Raw genomic sequence first — 19,338 nt, forward strand, 5'->3', positions numbered from 1 at the left:
AATGTAGGGAGCGGTGCTGTCGGGAATGTAGGGAGCGACGACGCCGGGAGTGTGGAAGGTGGTGACGCCGGGAGTGTGGAGGGGGAGCATGTGGCGCTGGCATCGCCGGAGATCGGGGCCGCCGAGGGGGCGAGACTCGACTCCACCGAATCCGCCGATCCGCCGTCCGGCTCAGCGATCCGTACGAAGTCTCCCTAGCGCTGGTACCGCGGTCCGTCATTCCGGCGCGCTCTCGGCCGGAATCCATGGACAAACAAAACGGCGGCGCCCTATCGGGCACCGCCGTGGAGCTGGGACGTCCTCAGCCGGCCGGGTTGATCACGAGGATCTGGGCCCAGTAGGCGGCCTGCTCGGGGCCGAGCAGCGGCAACAGGTAGTCGTAGACGATGGACGACATACGGTGCGGAACTCCCTTATTTCTCGACGATGGGGACAAGGTGGGGCGCGCGGGAAGATCGACTTCCCCCGGGCACACTGCGGGCCACAGTAACAGCGCGTGCACGCCCGCGCACTACCGGCGGAAATCGGTCGTTGAGCGGGAGTTCGGGCGCGATTCGCCTACCAAGACGCGACGGGTAGGCGGCGCCCCGGCGGCCCTCGGCGTTGCTGCCCGCGGCGACCCGTCGGGTGGGTGGCGCTCGCTCCGGTTCTCGGCGTTGCTGCCCGCGGCGACCCGTCGGGTGGGTGGCCCTCGCCCGGCCCCCGGCGTTGCTGCCCGTGGCGGAAGTTTCCGGATGGTGGGACCGACCCGGCCGTCCGTTCTGTCTGAAAACTGCCCGATTGTCCCGAATGTCATAGCCGTACGCTCTTGATCTTGAAGGCATGGCTTGCCCGGTGGTTGCGGTGGAAGGTCGCTGCTACCGTCGAAATCGCCGCCGGGATGCCCCGGAAGGTACGAAAGTCGACCGCCCGGTTCCTCTGATCGGCCGTTTACCCGGTCGCAGGTCTCGAGGGCCCGATGCGGTCGATATGGACGGCACGACCCGATGCGCTCGCGGAATTCGGTCATGCAACACCCGGAACCCGTAGCCGAGGGCGTGTCCGACGCGGCGATCCGTCGGTAACTGGCCGGATGGGTGATCGACGTCATAAAGTGTTGCGCGTTGGAAAGTTCCGTTGCTGGGGGTGGTAATGGGGCTGTGGGTGTCAACGAACGTCGGAAAGCAGGTTCTGTCTCTATGCGAGTAGTTCGCAAGCTGGTTGCCGGTGCGCTGATCGCCGGTGCTGCTTCGGTTTTGGGTGTGCTGGGGGCCGGGTCCGCCAATGCGGTCGCGGTTACCCCGCTGCCCGGTGGGATGCAGGTCGATCTGAACCACGGTGATACCCAGTGGGTGCACCAGAATCGCATCGGGCAGGCGCTCTCGGGCCTGCCGCATCCGTCGGCGGCCTCGTTCGGGCAGGCGCTCGACGCGGCATCGGGGCTGTCTTCGCAGTACCCGGACGGGCGCGTGGTGTTCACCGTGTACGGGCCGTTCGACAAGTTGAGCGGCACCATGCTGGCGCTGCAGTAGTTTCAGCGCATACGCGTGGAGCTCCATCAGAGGATCGTGTCGGCGCCGGTCGATTTCGGCGCCGTGCGAACCGAATTCGGGTTGGCCTCGGACTATCCGTCCGAGGCCGTCTCGGAGGCCCGCGACGCGGTCGACGCGTTCGCGGGCGCCCGGGTCGATCGCACCGACATCGCGTTGGTGACGATCGACCCGCCCGGCGCGCTGGATCTGGACCAGGCGCTGTATCTCGAACGCACCCCCACCGGCTTCCTGCTGCAGTACGCGATCGCGGACGTGGGCGCCGTCGTCGCCCCCGACGGGGCGCTGTCCCGGGAGTCACTGTCCCGGGGACAGACCTTCTTCATGCCCGACGGCGCCGTGCCGCTGCATCCACCGGTGCTGTCGGAAGGGTCGGCCAGCCTGCTGCCCGACCAGGACCGACCGGCCGCGCTGTGGACCATCGAATGCGATGAGCGGGCCGAGCCGATCCGATTCTCGGTGCGCCGGGCGCTGGTGCGCTCGCGGGCCCGGCTCGACTACACGGGCGTCCAGTCCGACGCCGACGCAGGCCGCCTGCACCCCTCGATCGCCGCGCTGCCCGAATTCGGGCGGCTGCGCATCGAGGCCGGGCTGGCGCGCGGAGCGATCGGGCTGCGGTTGCCCGCCCAGACCGTGGTGCGCGACGGCCACAACCACGCGCCGAACGGCGACGAGCACTGGCAGCTGATCGTGGAGCCCCGCACCGCCGCCGACGACTGGAACGAGCAGGTATCCCTGCTGACCGGCATCTGCGCGGCCCGAATCCTGCTGGGGGACTTCGGTACCGGGCCCGGTGACGGTTCCGGCAGTGGCGCCGATGTCGGTGACGGCTCCGGCGTCGACACTGGCGACGGCTCCGTCGGCGCTCCTTTCGAGCCGATCGGCGTGCTGCGCACCATGCCCGCACCGCCCCAGTCGGCGATCGACTCCATCCGCCGCACCGCCGCTGCCCTGGGTCTCGACTGGCCCGCCGATGCGTCCGTCGGCCGCATGCTCGCGGGCCTGGACCCGAATTCCCCTGCCGCCCTGGTGCTGATGTCGGAGGCCACCGGCCTGCTCCGCGGCGCCACCTACACCGTGCTGGCGGGCGAGGTCCCGGATGTGGTGCAGCACAGCGGAATCGGCGCCCCGTACGCCCATGTGACCGCCCCGCTGCGCCGCCTGGCCGACCGCTTCGTCACGGAAGTCTGCCTGGCCCGCTGCGCGGGAACCCCGATCCCGCTCTGGGCCCGCGACGGCCTCGCCCCCGCCGCCGACGCCATGCGCCGCAGCGACGGCATCGCCGGAAAACTCGAACGCGCCTGCCTGGACCTCACCGAATCCACGGTGCTCGCCGACCGCTTGGGTGGCGACTTCGACGCCGTCGTGGTCCGCGAGGGCAACGGCACCCGCCCCGCCGAGGTCTTCGTAGCCGACCCGCCGGTCCTCGCCAAATGTGTCGGCTCACCCCCCGAGGGCCAACGCGTCCGCATCCGCCTCATCGAAGCCGACCCCACCAAACGCACGGTCGTCTTCGAATTCCCCGCCCCCTGACACCGCGGCTTCCCGCACTCCCTGCCGGTTCGGTTCCCGCACCCCTGGCATGTTTCCGCACCACTTACCAAGCGCTGTAGCCGGTGCGGGAATCAGCGAGGGGTGCGTGGACGGGCGGGCCGCTTCGGGTCAGTTGCCGTATTTGTGGCGGAGGAAGGTGGCGGCTGCGGGGTATTGCTCGAGGGATTTGCGGGCGGCGTCGGATTCGGCCTCGTAGAGGCCCTCGTAGCCGGTGGTGTCGGTGCCTCGGGTGGCGGCGGTGACGGCGCGGGCGCGGATGGTGTCCATCGCCTCGACGGCGTCGCGGTGGTCGCCGAGGACGGACTGTAGCTTCTTCGCGCGGGAGGACAGCTCCTCGGCGGGGCCGCCGAGCACCGGTGCGGCGGCGTCGGCGGAATAGCGCAATCGCTTGGCGGCCTTGCGGATGTCGTGCATGTGCTCGGTGCGCTCGGACTCCTCGACCTCGGGCTCGTCGCGGACCAGGCGGCGCACGCGGCGGAAGTCGTCACGCAGCACCCCGGAGAAGTGCTTGGCGGCGTCCTTGCGGGCGCGCTTGCGGCGCAGCGGCGGACGGTTGCGCAGTCGATCGAGCCGCTCTCGCAGGCGGGCGTAGCGTTCGCCGTCGAGTTCGTCGACGACGGTGCGATGGGCGGTGGTGTACCGGGTGCGTTCCGCCTTGGCCAGCTGCCGCCCGGCGCGCCGCTGTGCTCCGGTCCGCTCGTCGGCCAGGGCGGTGAAGCGTTCCGCGCGCACCTCGGCGTCCCGGGCCTCCCCGAGTAACCCTGCGAGCCAGCGCAATTCGTCGCGAAGCTCGTCGGTCTCCGAGCGGCGGAGCACCTTCCGGTACGAGCGCAGCACGCTGCGCAGCCGCCGGGTCGCGACCCGCATCTGATGCACCGAGTCCGGAAGGTCTTCGCGCACATCGGGTTCGGCCGACAACAACCGGTCCACGTCGGCGTCGAGGGCGGCGCGGAGGGCGGGACCGGTTGTCGTCGTGCTCATCAGGTACTCCGGAACTTGTCGGTGGCCTCCACCAGATGGTGGGTGATGCCGGGCTCACTGGCGGCGTGACCGGCGTCACCGACGAGGTGCAGCGTCGAATTCGGCCAGGCCCGGTGCAGGTCCCAGGCGCTGACGGCGGGGCACACGATGTCGTGGCGGCCCTGCACGATCACGGCGGGAATGTGGGCGATGCGGTCGATATCGCGCAGCAGCTGGCCGTCGTCGAGGAAGCCGCCGTTGACGAAATAATGGTTCTCGATGCGCGCGAAGGCCAGCGCGAACCGGGGCTCGGCCGTCTCGGCGACCCGATCGGGTTGCGGCAGCAGCGAACTCGTCGCCCCCTCCCAGGTCGACCAGGCGACAGCTGCCGCGGTGGCGACCTCGGGATCGGGGGAGTGCAGCAGTTGGTGGTACGCACTCACGAGATCTCCCTGACGGTCCGATTCCGGCACCGGGGCCAAGAACTTTTCCCACTGGTCAGGATAGACGTAACCGGCCGAACCGTTGTAGTACCAGTCGATTTCCTTGCGCCGCAACAGGAATATGCCGCGCAGCACCAGCTCGGTCACCCGGTCCGGGTGGGTCTGGGCGTAGGCCAGCGCGAGCGTGGAACCCCACGAGCCGCCGAACACCTGCCACCGTTCGATACCCAAATGCGTTCGCAATTTCTCGATATCGGCGACCAGATGCCAGGTGGTGTTGGTCTCGAGGCTCGCGCCGTCGGCGATATGCGGGGCGGACCGCCCGCAGCCGCGCTGGTCGAACAGCACGATCCGGTACGCCTGCGGATCGAAGAACTGCCGATGGAAGGGCGCGGTGCCGCCGCCGGGCCCGCCGTGCAGGAACACCACCGGCTTCCCGGCGGGGTTGCCGCTCTCCTCCCAGTAGATCTGCTGACCGTCGCCGACGTCGAGCATGCCCTCGCGGCGCGGCTCCAGGGGCGGGTACAGCGTGCGCATCAGAACGCGATCCCCGAGGCCAGGTCCGGCAGCTCCAGCGCCTGGATGGCCTGGGTGCGGACGTCCGAGCAGCTCGCGGTGGTGATCCGGTCGACGACCGCCTTGTCGGCGAGCACCCGTCCGTTGATGCCGCCGTTCTGGGCCGCCCACTCGTGGACCGTGATGTTCCAGGCCACCCGGCCCAGGGTCGGGCCCTGCACCCGCCAATCCGACAGCTGCGGCTGGATCTTGTCGCACAGCGCCTTGGCGGCCTGGTCGGGCACGTCGACGGCCCCGGGCGTCGTGGTGCCGGTCGCGGTGGCCGAACTGCTGGTGCGTGCGGTGGTGGTCGCCGATCCGCTGGATCCGGCGGACTCCGGCGATCCGGTCGTGCCGCCCCCACATCCGGCGATCAGTGCGATGGCGGCCACCCCTGCCGCGCCCAGCGCCCCGCGAGTCATCCAACGGCTCTGCGACATCTGTTCCCTCTACTCGTTCATTCTCGGTCGGACACCGAGTCTGCCACCGATCGGCAAGCAACGCCGTTCCCGTGGTTGACGCTGCGCCGGTCCAGCGGCGGAATCACGGGGGATGCCGGTCGTTCAGGTGAGGTTTCGGCGGAGCTGGTCGACGAGTTCGGCGATGAACGGGGCGAAGTGGGCGGCCGGTGCGCCGGGGGACATGTCGATGGTGCGGAACGGGGCGAGGGCCGTGAGCGGGGCGAGGCGTTCGGCGAGGGCGGTCTCGGTATCGGTGACCGTGCTCACCGCGCGCCAGGCGTCGAAGTATTGCTCACGCTGCGGGTCGGCGAGGGTGCGCGCGGACAGGAAGGGGTGCGTGATCACGGCATCGCCCCAGTCGAACAGGTAACCGCCGGTGGCGAAGACATGGCCGGGGAACAGGTCGTTGTGCTCGAGGGTGAGGCGCTGGTATCGGGCGAGTTCGGCGGCGGTGCGCTCGATCGCCGGGCCCAGGCCGGGGGCCTGGTTCTCGTAATGGCGGTAGACATCGATCAGCCGCTCGGGTGGCAGATACGGCGTCCCGGTCTCGCGCAGTTCGGCGACGTGATCCGAAAGACGTTGCTGCAGAGCCGCGTAGGACCGCATCACCTCGTCCCAGCCCGCCGGACGGCCGGGGGCGACGTCGACGCCGTCGATGGGGAACAGCCCGCGGTCGGCCGGGCCCCGGCTCTTGGTGGCGCCGCCGTCCGGACTGATCAGCCAGCCGTTCTCCCGGTGCACCGCAAGGGGTTTCAGCACACTGCCCGGGGCCAGCCGGTCCAGCGTCTGCAGCAGCGGGCCCTCGTGCGCGAATGCCCGGGCGCAGGCCTTCACCCACACCGGCCCGGCATCGGTGGGCAAGAGCGTCAGCAGCGTCCAATCCCGGCGCCGCCGCTCCTCGCCCGGGCCGGTCACCGTGATCCCTTGCGCCACCAGCTCTTTCACCGCCCACCCGAGAATCGGCTCGACGGTTTCCTGCAGCAGAGTGTCGGGTGCGTTCATGCCGATGTCCCCCTGCATCATGATTCGCAAGGTACCGGATCCCGGCCAAAAGCACGCCGGGAATATGGGTGGGAGCACGCCGGGGAAATAAGGGCTGGAGTGTGCCGGGGAGTCGAGGGCGACTGTGCCGGGGAGACGAGCGCGTGTGTGCCCGGGCGCCGGAGGGTGCCCGGGATCGGGGGAGTGTGCCCCGGGAGACGAAGTTGGAGTGGGCCGAGAGGTGGGGTGTGCCGGGGATGGCGGGCGGGGTGTGCCCGGACGGCGTAACGGGGCGGCGGCCGCCCGTATGCACGAGCGGCCGCCGCACTCACACCTCGATCAGAAGCTGTGTTCCGGGGCCGGGAACACTCCGCGGCGCACCTCGTCGGCGTAGGTCGCGGCGGCGTTGCGGAGTTGGTCGCCGAGCTGGGCGAAGTGCTTGACGAACTTGGCGGTCTTGCCGCTGGTGTAGGCGGCCATGTCCTGCCAGACCAGCACCTGGGCGTCGCAGTCGACGCCCGCGCCGATGCCGACGGTCGGGATGGTCAGCTTGCGGGTGACCTGCCCGGCGAGCTCGGCCGGAACCATCTCCATCACGACGGAGAAGGCCCCGGCCTCCTGCACCGCGATGGCGTCGGCGATGAGCTGTTCCGCGCCGTCGCCGCGGCCCTGCACGCGGAACCCGCCGAGGGTGTTGACGCTCTGCGGGGTGAACCCGATATGCGCCATCACCGGGATACCGGCCGCGGTGAGCCGCGCGATGTGCTCGGAAACCCGTTCGCCGCCTTCGAGTTTCACCGCGTGCGCGCCGCCCTCCTTCATGAACCGGGTGGCCGAGGCCAGCGCCAGCTCGGGGGAGGCCTCGTAGCTGCCGAACGGCAGATCCGCGACCACCAGCGCATGCGGTGCGCCGCGCACCACTCCGCGCACCAGCGGGACCAGCTCATCGATGGTGATCGGCACAGTGGTGTCGTACCCGTACACCACGTTCGCGGCCGAATCGCCGACCAGCAGCACCGGAATGCCTGCTTCTTCGAACAACTTGGCCGTCGAGTAGTCGTAGGCGGTCAGCATCGACCACTTCTCACCCGCGGCCTTCATCTGCTGCAGGTGCTGTACTCGCGTCTTCTTGCGGGAAGTCGCCGGTGCGGCACCGTAGGCAGCGGTTTCTCCGGATGCGGACATCATCGTCCCTTTCGTCGTCTCCTCGAGGCCCGTGCGGGTCCCCGGGTTTTCATGACTCGTCCAAACCTGGACGTCTCCCAGTGTGCCACCGCCCCGACACCCCGATTAAGGCGTGCCGACCATGCAATTCGTCACACGGCGAGGTCTGGAAGGATTCTTCGCATGCCCTTGTCGCGTACCGGTCGTTTGACAGCCGTGCTGGCCCTGATCTGTGTGGCCGCCGGCTGCTCCACATCGACGAATGATCAGCCCGCCTCCCCGCCGGCGGGCTCCCCGTCGCCGGCCGGGCTGGAGAAGTTCTACACCCAGGCTCCCCAGTGGAGCGACTGCGAGGGCTTCGGCGACTCGTCGAGCCGGTTCCCCGAGGGCACCCAGTGCGCCCGCGTCACCGTGCCGGTCGACTACGCCAAGCCCGAGGGCGCCACCGCGCAGATCGCGATCTCGCGGATCAGGGCGACGGGGCAGCGCATCGGTTCGCTGCTGTTCAACCCGGGCGGCCCCGGCCAGCCCGGACTGTGGATGGCGCAGCAGGGTCAGGACACCCCGCTCGCGGAGCGGTTCGACCGGATCGGCTTCGACCCGCGCGGCCTGGGCGCGTCCACGCCGCTGATCGCCTGCCTGACCGGCGAGGAATGGGACCGCGAGCGCGCCGAGCCGCCCAAGGACAACACCCCGGCGGGCATCACCGCGGCCGAGGACGAGAACAAGCAGTTCGCCTCCCGCTGCACCGAGCGCACCGGCAACGAACTCCTCGCCCACGTCGGCACCCGCGAGGTGGTGCAGGACATGGACGTGATCCGCGCGGTGCTGGGCGACGAGAAGCTCAACTACGTCGGCTACTCCTACGGCACCCGGCTCGGTTCGGCCTACGCCGAGAAGTTCCCGGACCGGGTGCGCGCGATGGTGCTCGACGGCGCCCTGGACCCGAACGCCGACCCGGTGTCGGAGTCGGTGCAGCAGGCCGCCGGATTCCAGCAGGCCTTCAACGCCTACGCCGCCGACTGCGCGAGCAGGCCGGACTGCCCGCTGGGCGCGGATCCGGCGCAGGCGGTGACCAGGTTCCGCGAACTCGTCGGGCCGCTCTGGGACAAGCCCGCGACCACCGACGACGGCCGCGGTCTCACCTACGGCGACGCGATCACCGGCGTCCAGAACACCCTCTACGCCGACGACAGCTGGAATGTGCTCAGCGCCGGGCTCGCCCAGCTGACCGGCGGGAAGGGCGACATCCTGCTGCGGCTGGCCGACCTGTACGACGGGCGGCGCAAGGACGGCAGCTACGACAACTCGCAGGACTCGTTCATGGCGATCCACTGCGTCGACGACCCCGCGGTGAAGGATCGGGCGGTCGCCGACAAGCAGGACACCGAATACCGCAGGGTTGCCCCGTTCCTCGACGACGGCCACGCCACCGGGCAGGCGCCCCTCGAGCTGTGCGCGTTCTGGCCGGTGCCCAACTCCAGCACCCCGCACCGGATCTCGGCGCCGGGCCTGCCGAAGACGGTCGTCATCTCCACCACCCAGGACCCCGCCACCCCCTACCAGGCGGGCGTGAACCTGGCGCAGGAGCTGGGCGCGGCGCTGATCACCAACCGCGGCACCCGGCACACCGTGTTCCTGTCCGGCGGCGTGTCGTGCGTCGACGACGCGGCGTTCGCGTATTTGACGGATTTGCGGGAGCCTGCGCCCGGCCTCACATGCGGTTAATTAGCTCCACAATGGCTATGTAACACGGATTTAACGCCGGGTGCTTACGCTCGCGCGTATGGATCGCCAGAAGGAATTCGTGCTGCGGACGCTCGAGGAGCGGGATATCCGCTTCGTACGACTCTGGTTCACCGACGTCCTGGGGTATCTGAAGTCGGTCGCGATCGCTCCCGCCGAGCTGGAGGGCGCCTTCGAGGAGGGCATCGGATTCGACGGCTCGGCCATCGAGGGCTTCGCTCGCGTGTCGGAGGCCGATATGGTCGCCCGGCCCGACCCGTCGACGTTCCAGGTGCTGCCGTGGTCGTCCAGCAAGGGCCACCAGCATTCGGCGCGCATGTTCTGCGATATCGCCATGCCCGACGGCTCGCCGTCGTGGGCCGATCCCCGGCACGTGCTGCGGCGGCAGCTGAACAAGGCCGGTGACCTGGGCTTCAGCTGCTACGTGCACCCGGAGATCGAGTTCTTCCTGGTGAAGTCGGCGCTGCAGAACGGCACCCCGGTGCCGGTGGACAACGGCGGCTTCTTCGACCAGGCCGTGCACGACGAGGCGCCGAACTTCCGCCGTCACGCCATCGACGCGCTGGAGTCGATGGGGATCTCGGTGGAGTTCAGCCACCACGAGGGCGCGCCCGGCCAGCAGGAGATCGACCTGCGCTACGCCGACGCGCTGTCGATGGCCGACAACGTGATGACCTTCCGCTACCTCATCAAGGAGGTGGCGATCGACGAGAACGCCCGCGCGACGTTCATGCCGAAACCCTTTGCCGAGCACCCGGGTTCGGCCATGCACACGCATATGAGCCTGTTCGAGGGCGAGCAGAACGCCTTCGCCGACCCCGACGACCCGATCAACCTGTCGGAGACGGCGCGGGCGTTCATCGCGGGCATCTTGGAGCATTCGCACGAGATCAGCGCGGTCACCAACCAGTGGGTGAACTCCTACAAGCGGCTCATCCACGGCGGTGAGGCGCCGACCGCGGCGTCCTGGGGCCGCTCGAATCGCTCTGCGCTGGTTCGGGTTCCGATGTACACGCCGGACAAGCAGTCCTCGCGCCGCGTCGAGATCCGCAGCCCCGATTCGGCGTGCAACCCGTACCTGGCCTTCGCGGTGCTGCTGGCCGCGGGCCTGCGCGGTATCGAGAAGGGGTACACGCTGCCGCCGGAGGCCGAGGACGACGTGTGGTCGCTGACCACCGCCGAACGCCGCGCCATGGGCTTCAAGGAACTGCCGGGCAGCCTGGACGAGGCGCTCAAGGCGATGGAGCGCTCGGAGCTGGTGGCCGAGACCCTCGGCGAGCACGTGTTCGACTTCTTCCTGCGCAACAAGCGCCGGGAGTGGGCGGGCTATCGGGCCCAGATCACCCAGTACGAGCTTCAGGAGTACCTGGATCTGTAAAGGCCCCCGGAGAGCCCTGCGGCACGAAGTGAGAACACTTTCTCCACTGCCGGGGTATGCGGCCACGGTGGCCGGGGCCGACCATGTAATTTGAGAGCATGGTACGGCCACCGACTGCCCGTCCCGCGGTCCCCGGTGCCGGTCGGCTCGGACTGCTCGAGCCGACGGCCGCCGATTCGCTGCGAGAATTGGCCTGGGACAACGTCGATAGCATTCCGTTGCTGTGGGCGCTGTCGCGCGCACCCGATGCCGACCTCGCCCTGCTGACGCTCACCCGCCTGCGGGAGCGGCTCGGGTCCGGGTGGGCGGAGCTCGATGCGGCGCTGCGCACCGAAATCTCGTTACGCGGCAGGCTGTTCGCGCTGATCGGCTCCTCCAGCGCCTTCGCCGATCACCTGGTTGCCGAGCCCGACACGTGGCAGTTGCTGCGCCGCGCGGACCTGCCCAAGCGGGACGAGCTGATCGCGGACCTGCTCGGCGTGGTGCAGGCGGTGCCCGAGGACGGCCCGAATTCCGGGCCCCTGCTGTTTCGCGCGAAGATTGCCGGGCCGGAAGTTATCGCGTTGCTGCGCAAGCGGTATCGCGACGAACTGATGCAGCTGGCCGCCCACGACCTCGCCGCCACCGTGGAGGACGAGCCGGTCCTGCCCTATCAGCAGGTCGGCCGCCATCTCACCGATCTGGCGGATGCGGCGCTGACCGCCGCGCTGGCGGTGGCGGTCGCGCGGGTGTGCCCGGATCAGCCGGTGCCGGTGCGGCTGGCCGTGCTCGCCATGGGCAAATGCGGTGCGCGCGAACTGAATTACGTCTCCGACGTCGATGTGGTGTTCGTCGCCGAACCCGCCGACACCACCGCCACCCGGCTGGCCGCCGAGCTGATGACCGTGGCGGGCAGCGCCTTCTTCGAGGTGGATGCCGCGCTGCGGCCCGAGGGCAAGGCGGGCGCGCTGGTGCGCACGCTGGAATCCCATGTGGCGTACTACAAGCGGTGGGCGAAGACGTGGGAGTTCCAGGCCCTGCTGAAGAACCGGCCCGCCACCGGTGACCTGGCGCTGGGCGAGGAATACCGCGACGCGCTGATGCCCATGGTCTGGAATGCTTCGGAGCGGCCCGATTTCGTCGCCGAGGTGCAGACCATGCGCCGCCGCGTGGAGGATCTGGTGCCCGCGGACCTGCGCGAGCGCGAACTGAAACTCGGCCACGGCAGCCTGCGCGACGTCGAATTCGCCGTGCAGCTGCTGCAATTGGTGCACGGCAAGGCCGACGAGTCGCTGCACGTGCAGGAGACCGTGGAGGCGCTGACGGCGCTCGCCGCGGGCGGCTACGTGGGCCGTGATGACGCCGCGAACCTCACCGCCTCCTATGAGTTCCTGCGCCTGCTCGAGCACCGGCTGCAGCTGCAGCGGCTCAAGCGCACCCACACCCTGCCCGCCTCCGACGACGACGAGGGCATGCGCTGGCTGGCGCGCGCGGCCCACATGCGTCCCGACGGCCGCCAGGACGCGGTCGGCGTCCTGCAGAGCGAGATCAAGCGCAATGCCATGCGGGTGCGGCGGCTGCACGCCAAGCTGTTCTACCGCCCGCTGCTGGAATCGGTGGCCCGCCTGGACGCCGCCGCGCTGCGGCTGAGCCCGACGGCGGCCGTGCGACTGCTGGCGGCGCTGGGCTACGCCGCCCCGGAGAACGCCCTCGGCCATCTCAAGGCGCTCACCGGCGAGGTGGGTCGCAAGGGCCGCATCCAGGCGCTGCTGCTGCCGACCCTGCTGGAATGGCTCGGCGAAACCCCGAACCCGGACCAGGGCCTGCTCGCGTACCGGCGGGTGTCGGAGGGGCTGGAGAACCAGATCTGGTTCCTGCGCGAGCTGCGCGACGAGGGTGCCATCGCGGAACGCCTGATGATCGTGCTCGGCTCCTCGGCGTACCTGCCCGACCTGCTGATCAACGCGCCGGAGACGATCCGGATGTTCGCCGACGGGCCCAACGGCCCGCTGCTGCTGTCGCCCAAGCTCTACGACGTCCGCAACGGCATCCTCGCCGGAGCCGCCCGCTACGACGACCCCAAGCGCGCCATCACGACCGCCCGGTCGCTGCGCCGCCACGAACTGGCCCGCGTCGCCTCCGCCGACGTGCTCGGCATGCTCGACGTGCCGCGCGTGTGCCGGGCGCTGTCGTCGGTGTGGGTGGCGGTGCTCGAGGCCGCGCTGCTGGCGGTGATCCGGGCGAGCGAGGCCGAACTGGGCGGGCCCGCGCCCGCCGATATGGCGGTGATCGGCATGGGCAGGCTCGGCGGCAAGGAGCTGGGCTACGGCTCCGACGCCGATGTGCTGTTCGTCTGCGATCCCCGGCCCGGCGCCGACGAGACGACGGCGGTGAAGTGGGCGATCGGCGTCGCCGAGAAGGTGCAGCGCCTGCTGGGCGCGCCCAGCACCGATCCGCCGCTGCAGGTCGACGCGGGCCTGCGCCCCGAGGGCCGCAACGGGGCCCTGGTGCGGACGCTGGCCGCCTATCAGGCCTACTACCAGCAGTGGGCCCAGCCGTGGGAGGTGCAGGCGCTGCTGCGCGCACACCAGGTCGCGGGCGACCAGGCACTGGGCGTGCGGTTCCTGCACATGATCGACAAGGTGCGCTATCCCGAGGGCGGGGTCTCCGCCGACGCGGTGCGCGAGATCCGCCGCATCAAGGCCCGGGTGGACTCCGAGCGGTTGCCGCGCGGGGCCAATCCGGCGACACACACCAAGCTGGGGCGCGGCGGGCTGGCCGATATCGAATGGACCGTGCAGCTGCTGCAGCTGCGGCATGCGCACGAGGTGCCGTCGCTGCACAACACGTCCACGCTGGAGTCCCTCGATGCCATCGAGCGGGCAGAGCTGCTGGACGCCGAGGATGTGGAATTGCTGCGGGACGCGTGGCTGACGGCTACCCGGGCGCGGAATGCGCTGGTGCTGGTTCGAGGGAAACCCGCCGACCAGCTGCCGGGGCCGGGGCAGCTGCTGTCCGCGGTCGCTCGGGTAGCGGGGTGGCCGAACGACGACGGCAGTGAGTTCCTCGACCACTACATGCGGGTCACCCGACGGGCGAAAACCGTGGTCGAACGGGTCTTCGGCGGGTAGCGAGTTCCGCCCGGCCGACTACTGGGGTGTGGTGTTTCCCGCACCCTTGGTAGGTTCTCGCACTCGCTACAGCGGTTTGCAGAGGGTGCGGGAACGGGCTTGGGGTGCGTGGGTTGTGGTGTGGCGCAATGCATAAACCCGTTGCGGGAACAGGGGTGGGGGAGTATCGGTTGAAACCCGTGCACGTCTGTTTGCGGATTCATCCTATGATTTAAGGGTGGGTTGCCGCGGTTCGGCGTCGGTTGGGCCGGGTAGGGCCTGGGCGTGTGGAGTTCGGTGGGATAATTCCGACCGGAGGGTTTGTTCGGGATAGGTGGGACGGGAGCATCGGGAGGATGAGGATGGCGAGGGTGTTCGTGGACGGGCGGCGCGCCCACCTGCGTGGATGCCGGGGGTGGTGACGTGTCCGAACTGAACTCTGCCGTCGCCGGGTACCGAAGAACCTATCGGGACGCGGCCGTATCGCCCGCCCGCGCGATCCGGGTACCGCTGATCGTGGTGCTGCTGCTGGTGGGCGTGGTGCTGGTGTACGCGGCCGACCGGGCCTCGCGGGTCGGCGTCAACCACAGCTGGTTCGTCGCGGTGTCGCTGGCGGGGCTGTTCGTGGCCCGCGGACTGCATTTGCGGCGGCCGATCACGCTGCCCCATTTCGCGGTGGCACTGGTCGTGCTCGGCGTGTCCAATATCGCGTACCACAACGGGCATTCGGCCATCGGGTTCGTGAGCCTGGCCTCGACCGGATTCATCCTGATGCTGCCGGTGTCCTCGCGCCCGCAGCCGGAACAGCAGTACCGGGTGGCCGCGCTGGTCGACCGGACCACCGGCGACCCGCTGGCGCCGTTCGCCCTGCACTCGGCGAAGACCTACTTCTTCAACACGAATTCGACGGCGGCCCTCGGCTACCGGGCCCGCTTCGGCATCGCGGTGGTGGCCGGGGATCCGGTCGGCAATCGAGCCGACTTCGCCACGCTGATCCGGGAGTTCTCCGAATTCGCGATGAACCACGGGTGGCGCGTCGCGGTGCTGGGCGCCAGCCCGGACCTGACCGAACTGTGGCGTGGCAGCGCCGCGGAACACCATGGGCTGCGGGCGATTCCGATCGGCCGCGATGTGGTGATCGATGTGGCCCGGTTCGACATGGTGGGCCGCAAGTACCGCAATCTGCGCCAGGGCGTCAGCCGCACCCGCAACTTCGGGGTGACCACCCAGATCGTCAGGGAGACCGAGCTGGACCCGCGGCTGCGCGGCACCCTGTTCGACATCGTCGACGAATGGGGCAAGGGCCGGCAGACGCGCGGGTTCTCGATGATCCTCGACCACCTGCTCGACGGGCGGCACCCCGGCATGCTGGTGGTCATCGCGCGCGACGCGGACGGCCGCGTGGTCGGCTTCCAGCGTTACGGCGAATCCAACCACGGCACCGAGCTGAGCCTGGATGTGCCGTGGCGTCGTAGGGACGCGCCCAACGGCCTGGACGAGCGCATGATCGTGGATCTGGTCGAATACGGCAAAGACAAAGGCGTGCAGCGCATCTCGCTGGCGTTCGCGGCCTTCCCGGAACTGTTCGCCGACAAGCAGCGGACCCGCTCGCTGCAGGCGATCTACCTGGCCGCCCGCACCCTCGACCCGCTGATCCGCCTGGAGTCGCTGTACCGGTTCCTGCGCAAGTTCAACTCCTTCGGCGACCAGCGCTTCGTCCTGATCCGCTGGCGCGAGATCGTCTTCACCGCCGCCGCCCTGCTCACCCTGGAATTCGTCCCCCACCGCCATCAGGACTGAGCGGGAGTAGCGTCCGGGGTATGGGATTTGCGGTGGAGCGGTTCGACCACATCGTGATCAACTGCCGGGACGTGGCGGCGACCGCGGCGTGGTACGAGCGCGTGCTCGGGATGCGGGCGGAGAAGTTCGGCCCGGCCGGGCGGACGGCGCTGGTATTCGGTAACCAGAAGATCAATCTGCGGCCGGTCGGCGAGGATCCGGAGTGGGTCACCGGCGCGGTGTCGGCGGCCGGATCGGAGGATCTGTGTTTCGTCAGCGCCTCGACACCGGATGAGGTTCGCGCCCACCTGGTTTCGTGCGGGGTCGAGATCACCCAGGGCCCGGTCACCAAGGTCGGTGCGCTGGGGGAGATGACCTCGCACTACTGCCGCGACCTGGACGGCAACCTGATCGAGATCGCCGTCTACCCCTGAGCGACGCCGTGTAGATCGCGGATGCCCCCGAGTTGCGGCGCACGGTGAAATCCTGTCACGTGGAAGGGATTACACCGGAGAAAGGAACAGGATGGGCATCCGCTACCAGGTCGTCATCGATACGCCGGACCCGAACGAGCTGGCCCGGTTCTGGGCGCAGGCGCTCGGTTACGAGGTCGAGAACCACACCCCGCTGCTGCACCGGATGATGGACTCGGGCGAGATCGCGGCCGATCGCGTGGTGCGCGACGGGGATCGGCTGTACTGGCTGGATTTCTCCGCCATCCGGGAGCCGCAGGCGCCGGTCGACGAGACGACCGGCATCGCGAACGGCGACCGCATCGTGTTCCAGCTCGTGCCCGAGCCCAAGACCGCCAAGAACCGGCTGCACCTGGATGTCGAGGTCGGGCCCGAGCGCCGCGCGACCGAGGTGATCCGGCTCGAAACCCTGGGCGCAACCAGGCTCTACGACGGTGACCTCGGCGGCGAATGGACCACCATGGCCGACCCGCACGGCAACGAGTTCTGCGTTCAGTAGCCCTGCCGCCGCGCGGGATTACACGACCCGGAACCGGACCGGTTGTGCGAGTGGCTTGTTCGTCCCGTCGAGGTGGTGGACGACGTAGGCCCCGGCGGGAAGTGGTTCTGCGGCAGCGAGGCCACCGCTGCCGGAGGTGCCGCGCGAGGAAGGCCGCGTGCTGGATCCGGGCAGCGGCGAGGACAGTGTCATCGGCATTGTCACCTGGTCACGCGTGTTCCCGTTCGGCAGGTCCAGCGCACGCACCGGTTCGGCCCTCGGAACATCCAGGGAGACACCGGGATCGGCGTACACCGCCAGCCGATGCGCCGAAACCGCGCCTGCCACGCAATAGGTGACCACGAGATCGCGGCCGGACTCGTAGATCGAGCGGTCCAGTAGCAGCCGGTCGAACGGTGCGGCGTCGTCCGCGGTGACCCCGCGGGTGCCGTGGTCGACATAACCGCGCAGGCGGCGCAGGAACCCGGCGTCGACATCCGCGGTGACGGTCAGGTCGTACCAGCCGCGGCCCTGATCCTCGGTGTCCAGCACCCACTCTCGGCTGCCGGACCCGGCGGCGGGCACCTCGATCCGCCACGGACCGTCGCCGCGGTAGGCGTTGGACCGCACCAGGAATGCCACCGGCGTTGCCCCGGAGTTGGTGAATTCGAGGGAGATTCGGCGGGCGCCGCGGAGCGTGACGGTCGCGGTCACCTCCAGGGCGCCGCCCGGCGCGGTCAGGTCTCCGGCGAATCGCCGTTGGAATCCGTCGATTCCGTAGACGGTGTAGTCGTAGCGGCCGTCCGTCGCGGTGAAGTCGGCCGTGACCGCGGCCCCGGGGTCGATGTCGAACCGGGACGGGGTGTAGTCGGCGGCAAAGGCATTCGGGTGCACCGTGAAGTGGGTGGCGGCCGTACCGTCGTTGCCCAGCGTGATCGCGATGCCACCGGACCTCTGTTCGGCCCGGGCCGTGGGCCGGTAGGGCAACGGGATTCGCGTTCTGCTCCCGGCGGCCTGCGCGGGCAGCCGCTGCATCTCCGGAACCGGTTGTGGCGCACCCTCATCGGGCTGTGCCGCGGGCGGCTGCGCGGCCGGAACCACGGGCGCGACGGAACTGCCGAAATCGAGGGTCGCGGTCAGGTCGCCGCACATCTTGCGCCGCCATGCCGAGATATTGGGTTCCTCGACACCGGTCACCTGCTCCAGGAAGCGCAGCACCGAGGTGTGGTCGAACAGTTCCGAGCACACCGCCTGCTTGCTCCACGGCGACACGACCAGCAGCGGCACCCGGCTACCCAGACCGATATTGTGGCCGTACAGGTATTCGTCGGCGGTTCCCGGGGGCGGCACCGGGCCGGGGACGTGGTCGAAGTATCCGTCGTTCTCGTCGTAATTCAGGATGAAGACCGTCTTGTTCCACACGTCGCGATTGCCGCACAGCGCATCCAGCACGTCGCGCACCACGGCCTGGCCGTTGCGCGGTCCCATGGCCGGATGCTCGCACTGGTCGAACGGCAGCACGATCCACGAGACCTTGGGTAGCGCACCCGATTGCACGTCCGCGCGCAGCTTCTCGGCCAGCGTCCCGGTCGGCGCGCGCAACAGCGCGCGTTCCACCAGCTGACGATCCGCGGGCGCCAGCTCGCTCAGCCCGCGCTGCAGGGCGCTCTCGTGTTTTCGCTGCGCGCCGGGGTCGGCCCTGAGCTGGTTGTACATCGCCTTGAACGTCTCGAAGGGGACGCCGTCGCCGAAGTCGGTGTATTTCAACGATTCCCGTGCCACTCGCCGGAACGTCGCGAAGTACTCCAGCGAATTGTCACCGTAGTTGTCCCACTCCTGGTACACCTTCCAGCTCACCCCGCGGTCCTGCAGCCGTTCGGCATAGGTGGTCCACGGCAGCCCGTACACGGCCTCCGCCACGATGCGTTGTGCCGCAGTGGATTGCACGGCAGGCAAGGCGAACAGGAAGTTCGTCTCCGGCTGCCCGATCGCCTGCTCGACCGCCCGGACAACGGACTGCGGCAGCAGCGACGTGGAGCCGTTGAGCAGCGCGGCGAGCCCCGCGGCGACCGCGTCCGCCGGTTGCGACCGCATCCAGGAGGAGAGCTCCCTGCTGGTGAAGATCGTCTCCTGCAGGACGGAGGCGAAGTTGTCCATGGCGAGCGGATTCCGCGCGGCGCCGGTGAACAGGTACAGGCGATTGGGGTCGGTCGCTCCGTTCAGCGAGCAGTGGTAGTTGTCGCCGATCGTGAAGGCCTCGGCCAGCTGGTGATAGAACTCCAGCGAACCGCGGTCGTAGTGCACCATCGACCGCGCCCCCTTGGCGGCCACCCACCGGTCGTAGCGGCCGTCGGCCCAGGCGGCGTGACCACCGCCGGACGAGTGGTCGCAGCCCTCGTGATTCTGCAGGTCGGTGGCGAACGGCAGCACATAGCCGTCGCCGTCGGGCTGATGGAACACCGACCTGCCGCCGGGCAGCTGCAGGGCCGCGAGATCGCCGTAGCCGCGGACGCCCGCCACGGTGCCGTAGTAGTGGTCGAACGATCGGTTCTCCTGCATCAGGATCACCACGTGCTCGACGTTCGACAGTCCGCCCGACGGGGCGGGCTCGGCCCAGGCGCGGATCAGGCTGTCGGGCAACAGCGAGAGGGCGCCGATTCCGGTGGCGCCCGCCGTCCCACGAAGAAATCCGCGCCGATCCATTGCCGTCCAATCCGTATCGGGGAATTCGGAGCGACCGGACACTAG

14 protein-coding genes are annotated in these 19,338 nt (G+C 69.4%); 8 read left to right on the top strand and 6 right to left on the bottom strand.

Annotated elements, in window-relative coordinates; genetic code table 11:
• Positions 1–1,178 precede the first annotated feature (1,178 nt).
• Both NM1_RS19805 and NM1_RS19810 read left to right on the top strand, forming a co-directional pair.
• Positions 1,179–1,511: a hypothetical protein gene (locus NM1_RS19805; RefSeq protein WP_068021682.1), complete on the top strand. Its 333-nt coding sequence runs from the start codon at positions 1,179–1,181 to the stop codon at positions 1,509–1,511.
• Positions 1,512–1,526: 15 nt separating this feature from the next.
• Positions 1,527–3,062 (top strand): RNB domain-containing ribonuclease, encoded by a 1,536-nt coding sequence (locus NM1_RS19810; protein WP_068021684.1) that lies wholly within the window; start codon positions 1,527–1,529, stop codon positions 3,060–3,062.
• Positions 3,063–3,191: 129 nt separating this feature from the next.
• Here the strand turns inward: NM1_RS19810 and NM1_RS19815 are convergent, their stop codons facing one another.
• The 5 genes from NM1_RS19815 to panB form a co-directional block, all read right to left on the bottom strand.
• Positions 3,192–4,064 carry a CHAD domain-containing protein gene (locus tag NM1_RS19815; RefSeq protein WP_068021686.1) on the bottom strand — a complete coding sequence of 291 codons (873 nt, stop codon included), beginning with the start codon at positions 4,062–4,064 and terminating at the stop codon, positions 3,192–3,194.
• Entirely contained in the window at positions 4,064–5,023 is a 960-nt protein-coding gene (pip, locus tag NM1_RS19820; RefSeq protein WP_068021689.1) for a prolyl aminopeptidase, read from the bottom strand. Before pip ends, NM1_RS19815 begins: the two co-directional genes overlap by 1 nt.
• Positions 5,023–5,481: a hypothetical protein gene (locus tag NM1_RS43060; protein ID WP_068021691.1), complete on the bottom strand. Its 459-nt coding sequence runs from the start codon at positions 5,479–5,481 to the stop codon at positions 5,023–5,025. Before NM1_RS43060 ends, pip begins: the two co-directional genes overlap by 1 nt.
• A 123-nt stretch (positions 5,482–5,604) precedes the next feature.
• Positions 5,605–6,525 (bottom strand): phosphotransferase, encoded by a 921-nt coding sequence (locus NM1_RS19830; RefSeq protein WP_068021693.1) that lies wholly within the window; start codon positions 6,523–6,525, stop codon positions 5,605–5,607.
• 297 nt (positions 6,526–6,822) lie between these two features.
• Positions 6,823–7,671, bottom strand: a complete 849-nt coding sequence (gene panB, locus NM1_RS19835) for a 3-methyl-2-oxobutanoate hydroxymethyltransferase (RefSeq protein WP_068021696.1) — start codon at positions 7,669–7,671, stop codon at positions 6,823–6,825.
• Between the two features lie 159 nt (positions 7,672–7,830).
• Between panB and NM1_RS19840 the strand changes: the two genes are divergently transcribed.
• From NM1_RS19840 to NM1_RS19865, 6 genes are all read left to right on the top strand, one after another.
• Positions 7,831–9,375 carry an alpha/beta hydrolase gene (locus tag NM1_RS19840; RefSeq protein WP_068021698.1) on the top strand — a complete coding sequence of 515 codons (1,545 nt, stop codon included), beginning with the start codon at positions 7,831–7,833 and terminating at the stop codon, positions 9,373–9,375.
• A gap of 58 nt (positions 9,376–9,433) precedes the next feature.
• Positions 9,434–10,771, top strand: a complete 1,338-nt coding sequence (gene glnA, locus NM1_RS19845) for a type I glutamate--ammonia ligase (RefSeq protein ID WP_068021699.1) — start codon at positions 9,434–9,436, stop codon at positions 10,769–10,771.
• A gap of 98 nt (positions 10,772–10,869) precedes the next feature.
• Positions 10,870–13,881 carry a bifunctional [glutamine synthetase] adenylyltransferase/[glutamine synthetase]-adenylyl-L-tyrosine phosphorylase gene (locus NM1_RS19850; protein WP_068021701.1) on the top strand — a complete coding sequence of 1,004 codons (3,012 nt, stop codon included), beginning with the start codon at positions 10,870–10,872 and terminating at the stop codon, positions 13,879–13,881.
• 402 nt (positions 13,882–14,283) lie between these two features.
• Positions 14,284–15,660 carry a bifunctional lysylphosphatidylglycerol flippase/synthetase MprF gene (locus NM1_RS19855; protein ID WP_068021750.1) on the top strand — a complete coding sequence of 459 codons (1,377 nt, stop codon included), beginning with the start codon at positions 14,284–14,286 and terminating at the stop codon, positions 15,658–15,660.
• A gap of 20 nt (positions 15,661–15,680) precedes the next feature.
• Complete coding sequence (locus NM1_RS19860; protein WP_068021703.1) at positions 15,681–16,073, top strand: VOC family protein; 393 nt, start codon at positions 15,681–15,683, stop codon at positions 16,071–16,073.
• 91 nt (positions 16,074–16,164) lie between these two features.
• Positions 16,165–16,611, top strand: coding sequence for a VOC family protein (locus tag NM1_RS19865; protein WP_068021705.1), 447 nt, complete (start codon positions 16,165–16,167; stop codon positions 16,609–16,611).
• Positions 16,612–16,629: 18 nt separating this feature from the next.
• On the opposite strand, the gene NM1_RS19870 is transcribed toward NM1_RS19865, so the two are convergent.
• The gene (locus NM1_RS19870; protein ID WP_068021707.1) at positions 16,630–19,293 is read right to left on the bottom strand and encodes an alkaline phosphatase family protein; all 2,664 of its coding nucleotides are present in this window, start codon (positions 19,291–19,293) and stop codon (positions 16,630–16,632) included.
• Positions 19,294–19,338: the final 45 nt, after the last annotated feature.

The sequence above is a fragment of the Nocardia mexicana NBRC 108244 genome, assembly GCF_001613165.1.
Classification (GTDB): Bacteria; Actinomycetota; Actinomycetes; order Mycobacteriales; family Mycobacteriaceae; genus Nocardia; species Nocardia mexicana.

Excerpts from the sequence above, each read along its gene's own strand:
- NM1_RS19805 (WP_068021682.1), top strand. The coding sequence starts at position 1,179 with ATGCGAGTAGTTCGCAAGCTGGTTGCCGGTGCGCTGATCGCCGGTGCT.
- NM1_RS19815 (WP_068021686.1), bottom strand. The coding sequence starts at position 4,064 with ATGAGCACGACGACAACCGGTCCCGCCCTCCGCGCCGCCCTCGACGCC.
- pip (WP_068021689.1), bottom strand. The coding sequence starts at position 5,023 with ATGCGCACGCTGTACCCGCCCCTGGAGCCGCGCCGCGAGGGCATGCTC.
- NM1_RS43060 (WP_068021691.1), bottom strand. The coding sequence starts at position 5,481 with ATGTCGCAGAGCCGTTGGATGACTCGCGGGGCGCTGGGCGCGGCAGGG.
- NM1_RS19830 (WP_068021693.1), bottom strand. The coding sequence starts at position 6,525 with ATGATGCAGGGGGACATCGGCATGAACGCACCCGACACTCTGCTGCAG.
- panB (WP_068021696.1), bottom strand. The coding sequence starts at position 7,671 with ATGATGTCCGCATCCGGAGAAACCGCTGCCTACGGTGCCGCACCGGCG.
- NM1_RS19840 (WP_068021698.1), top strand. The coding sequence starts at position 7,831 with ATGCCCTTGTCGCGTACCGGTCGTTTGACAGCCGTGCTGGCCCTGATC.
- glnA (WP_068021699.1), top strand. The coding sequence starts at position 9,434 with ATGGATCGCCAGAAGGAATTCGTGCTGCGGACGCTCGAGGAGCGGGAT.
- NM1_RS19850 (WP_068021701.1), top strand. The coding sequence starts at position 10,870 with ATGGTACGGCCACCGACTGCCCGTCCCGCGGTCCCCGGTGCCGGTCGG.
- NM1_RS19860 (WP_068021703.1), top strand. The coding sequence starts at position 15,681 with ATGGGATTTGCGGTGGAGCGGTTCGACCACATCGTGATCAACTGCCGG.
- NM1_RS19865 (WP_068021705.1), top strand. The coding sequence starts at position 16,165 with ATGGGCATCCGCTACCAGGTCGTCATCGATACGCCGGACCCGAACGAG.
- NM1_RS19870 (WP_068021707.1), bottom strand. The coding sequence starts at position 19,293 with ATGGATCGGCGCGGATTTCTTCGTGGGACGGCGGGCGCCACCGGAATC.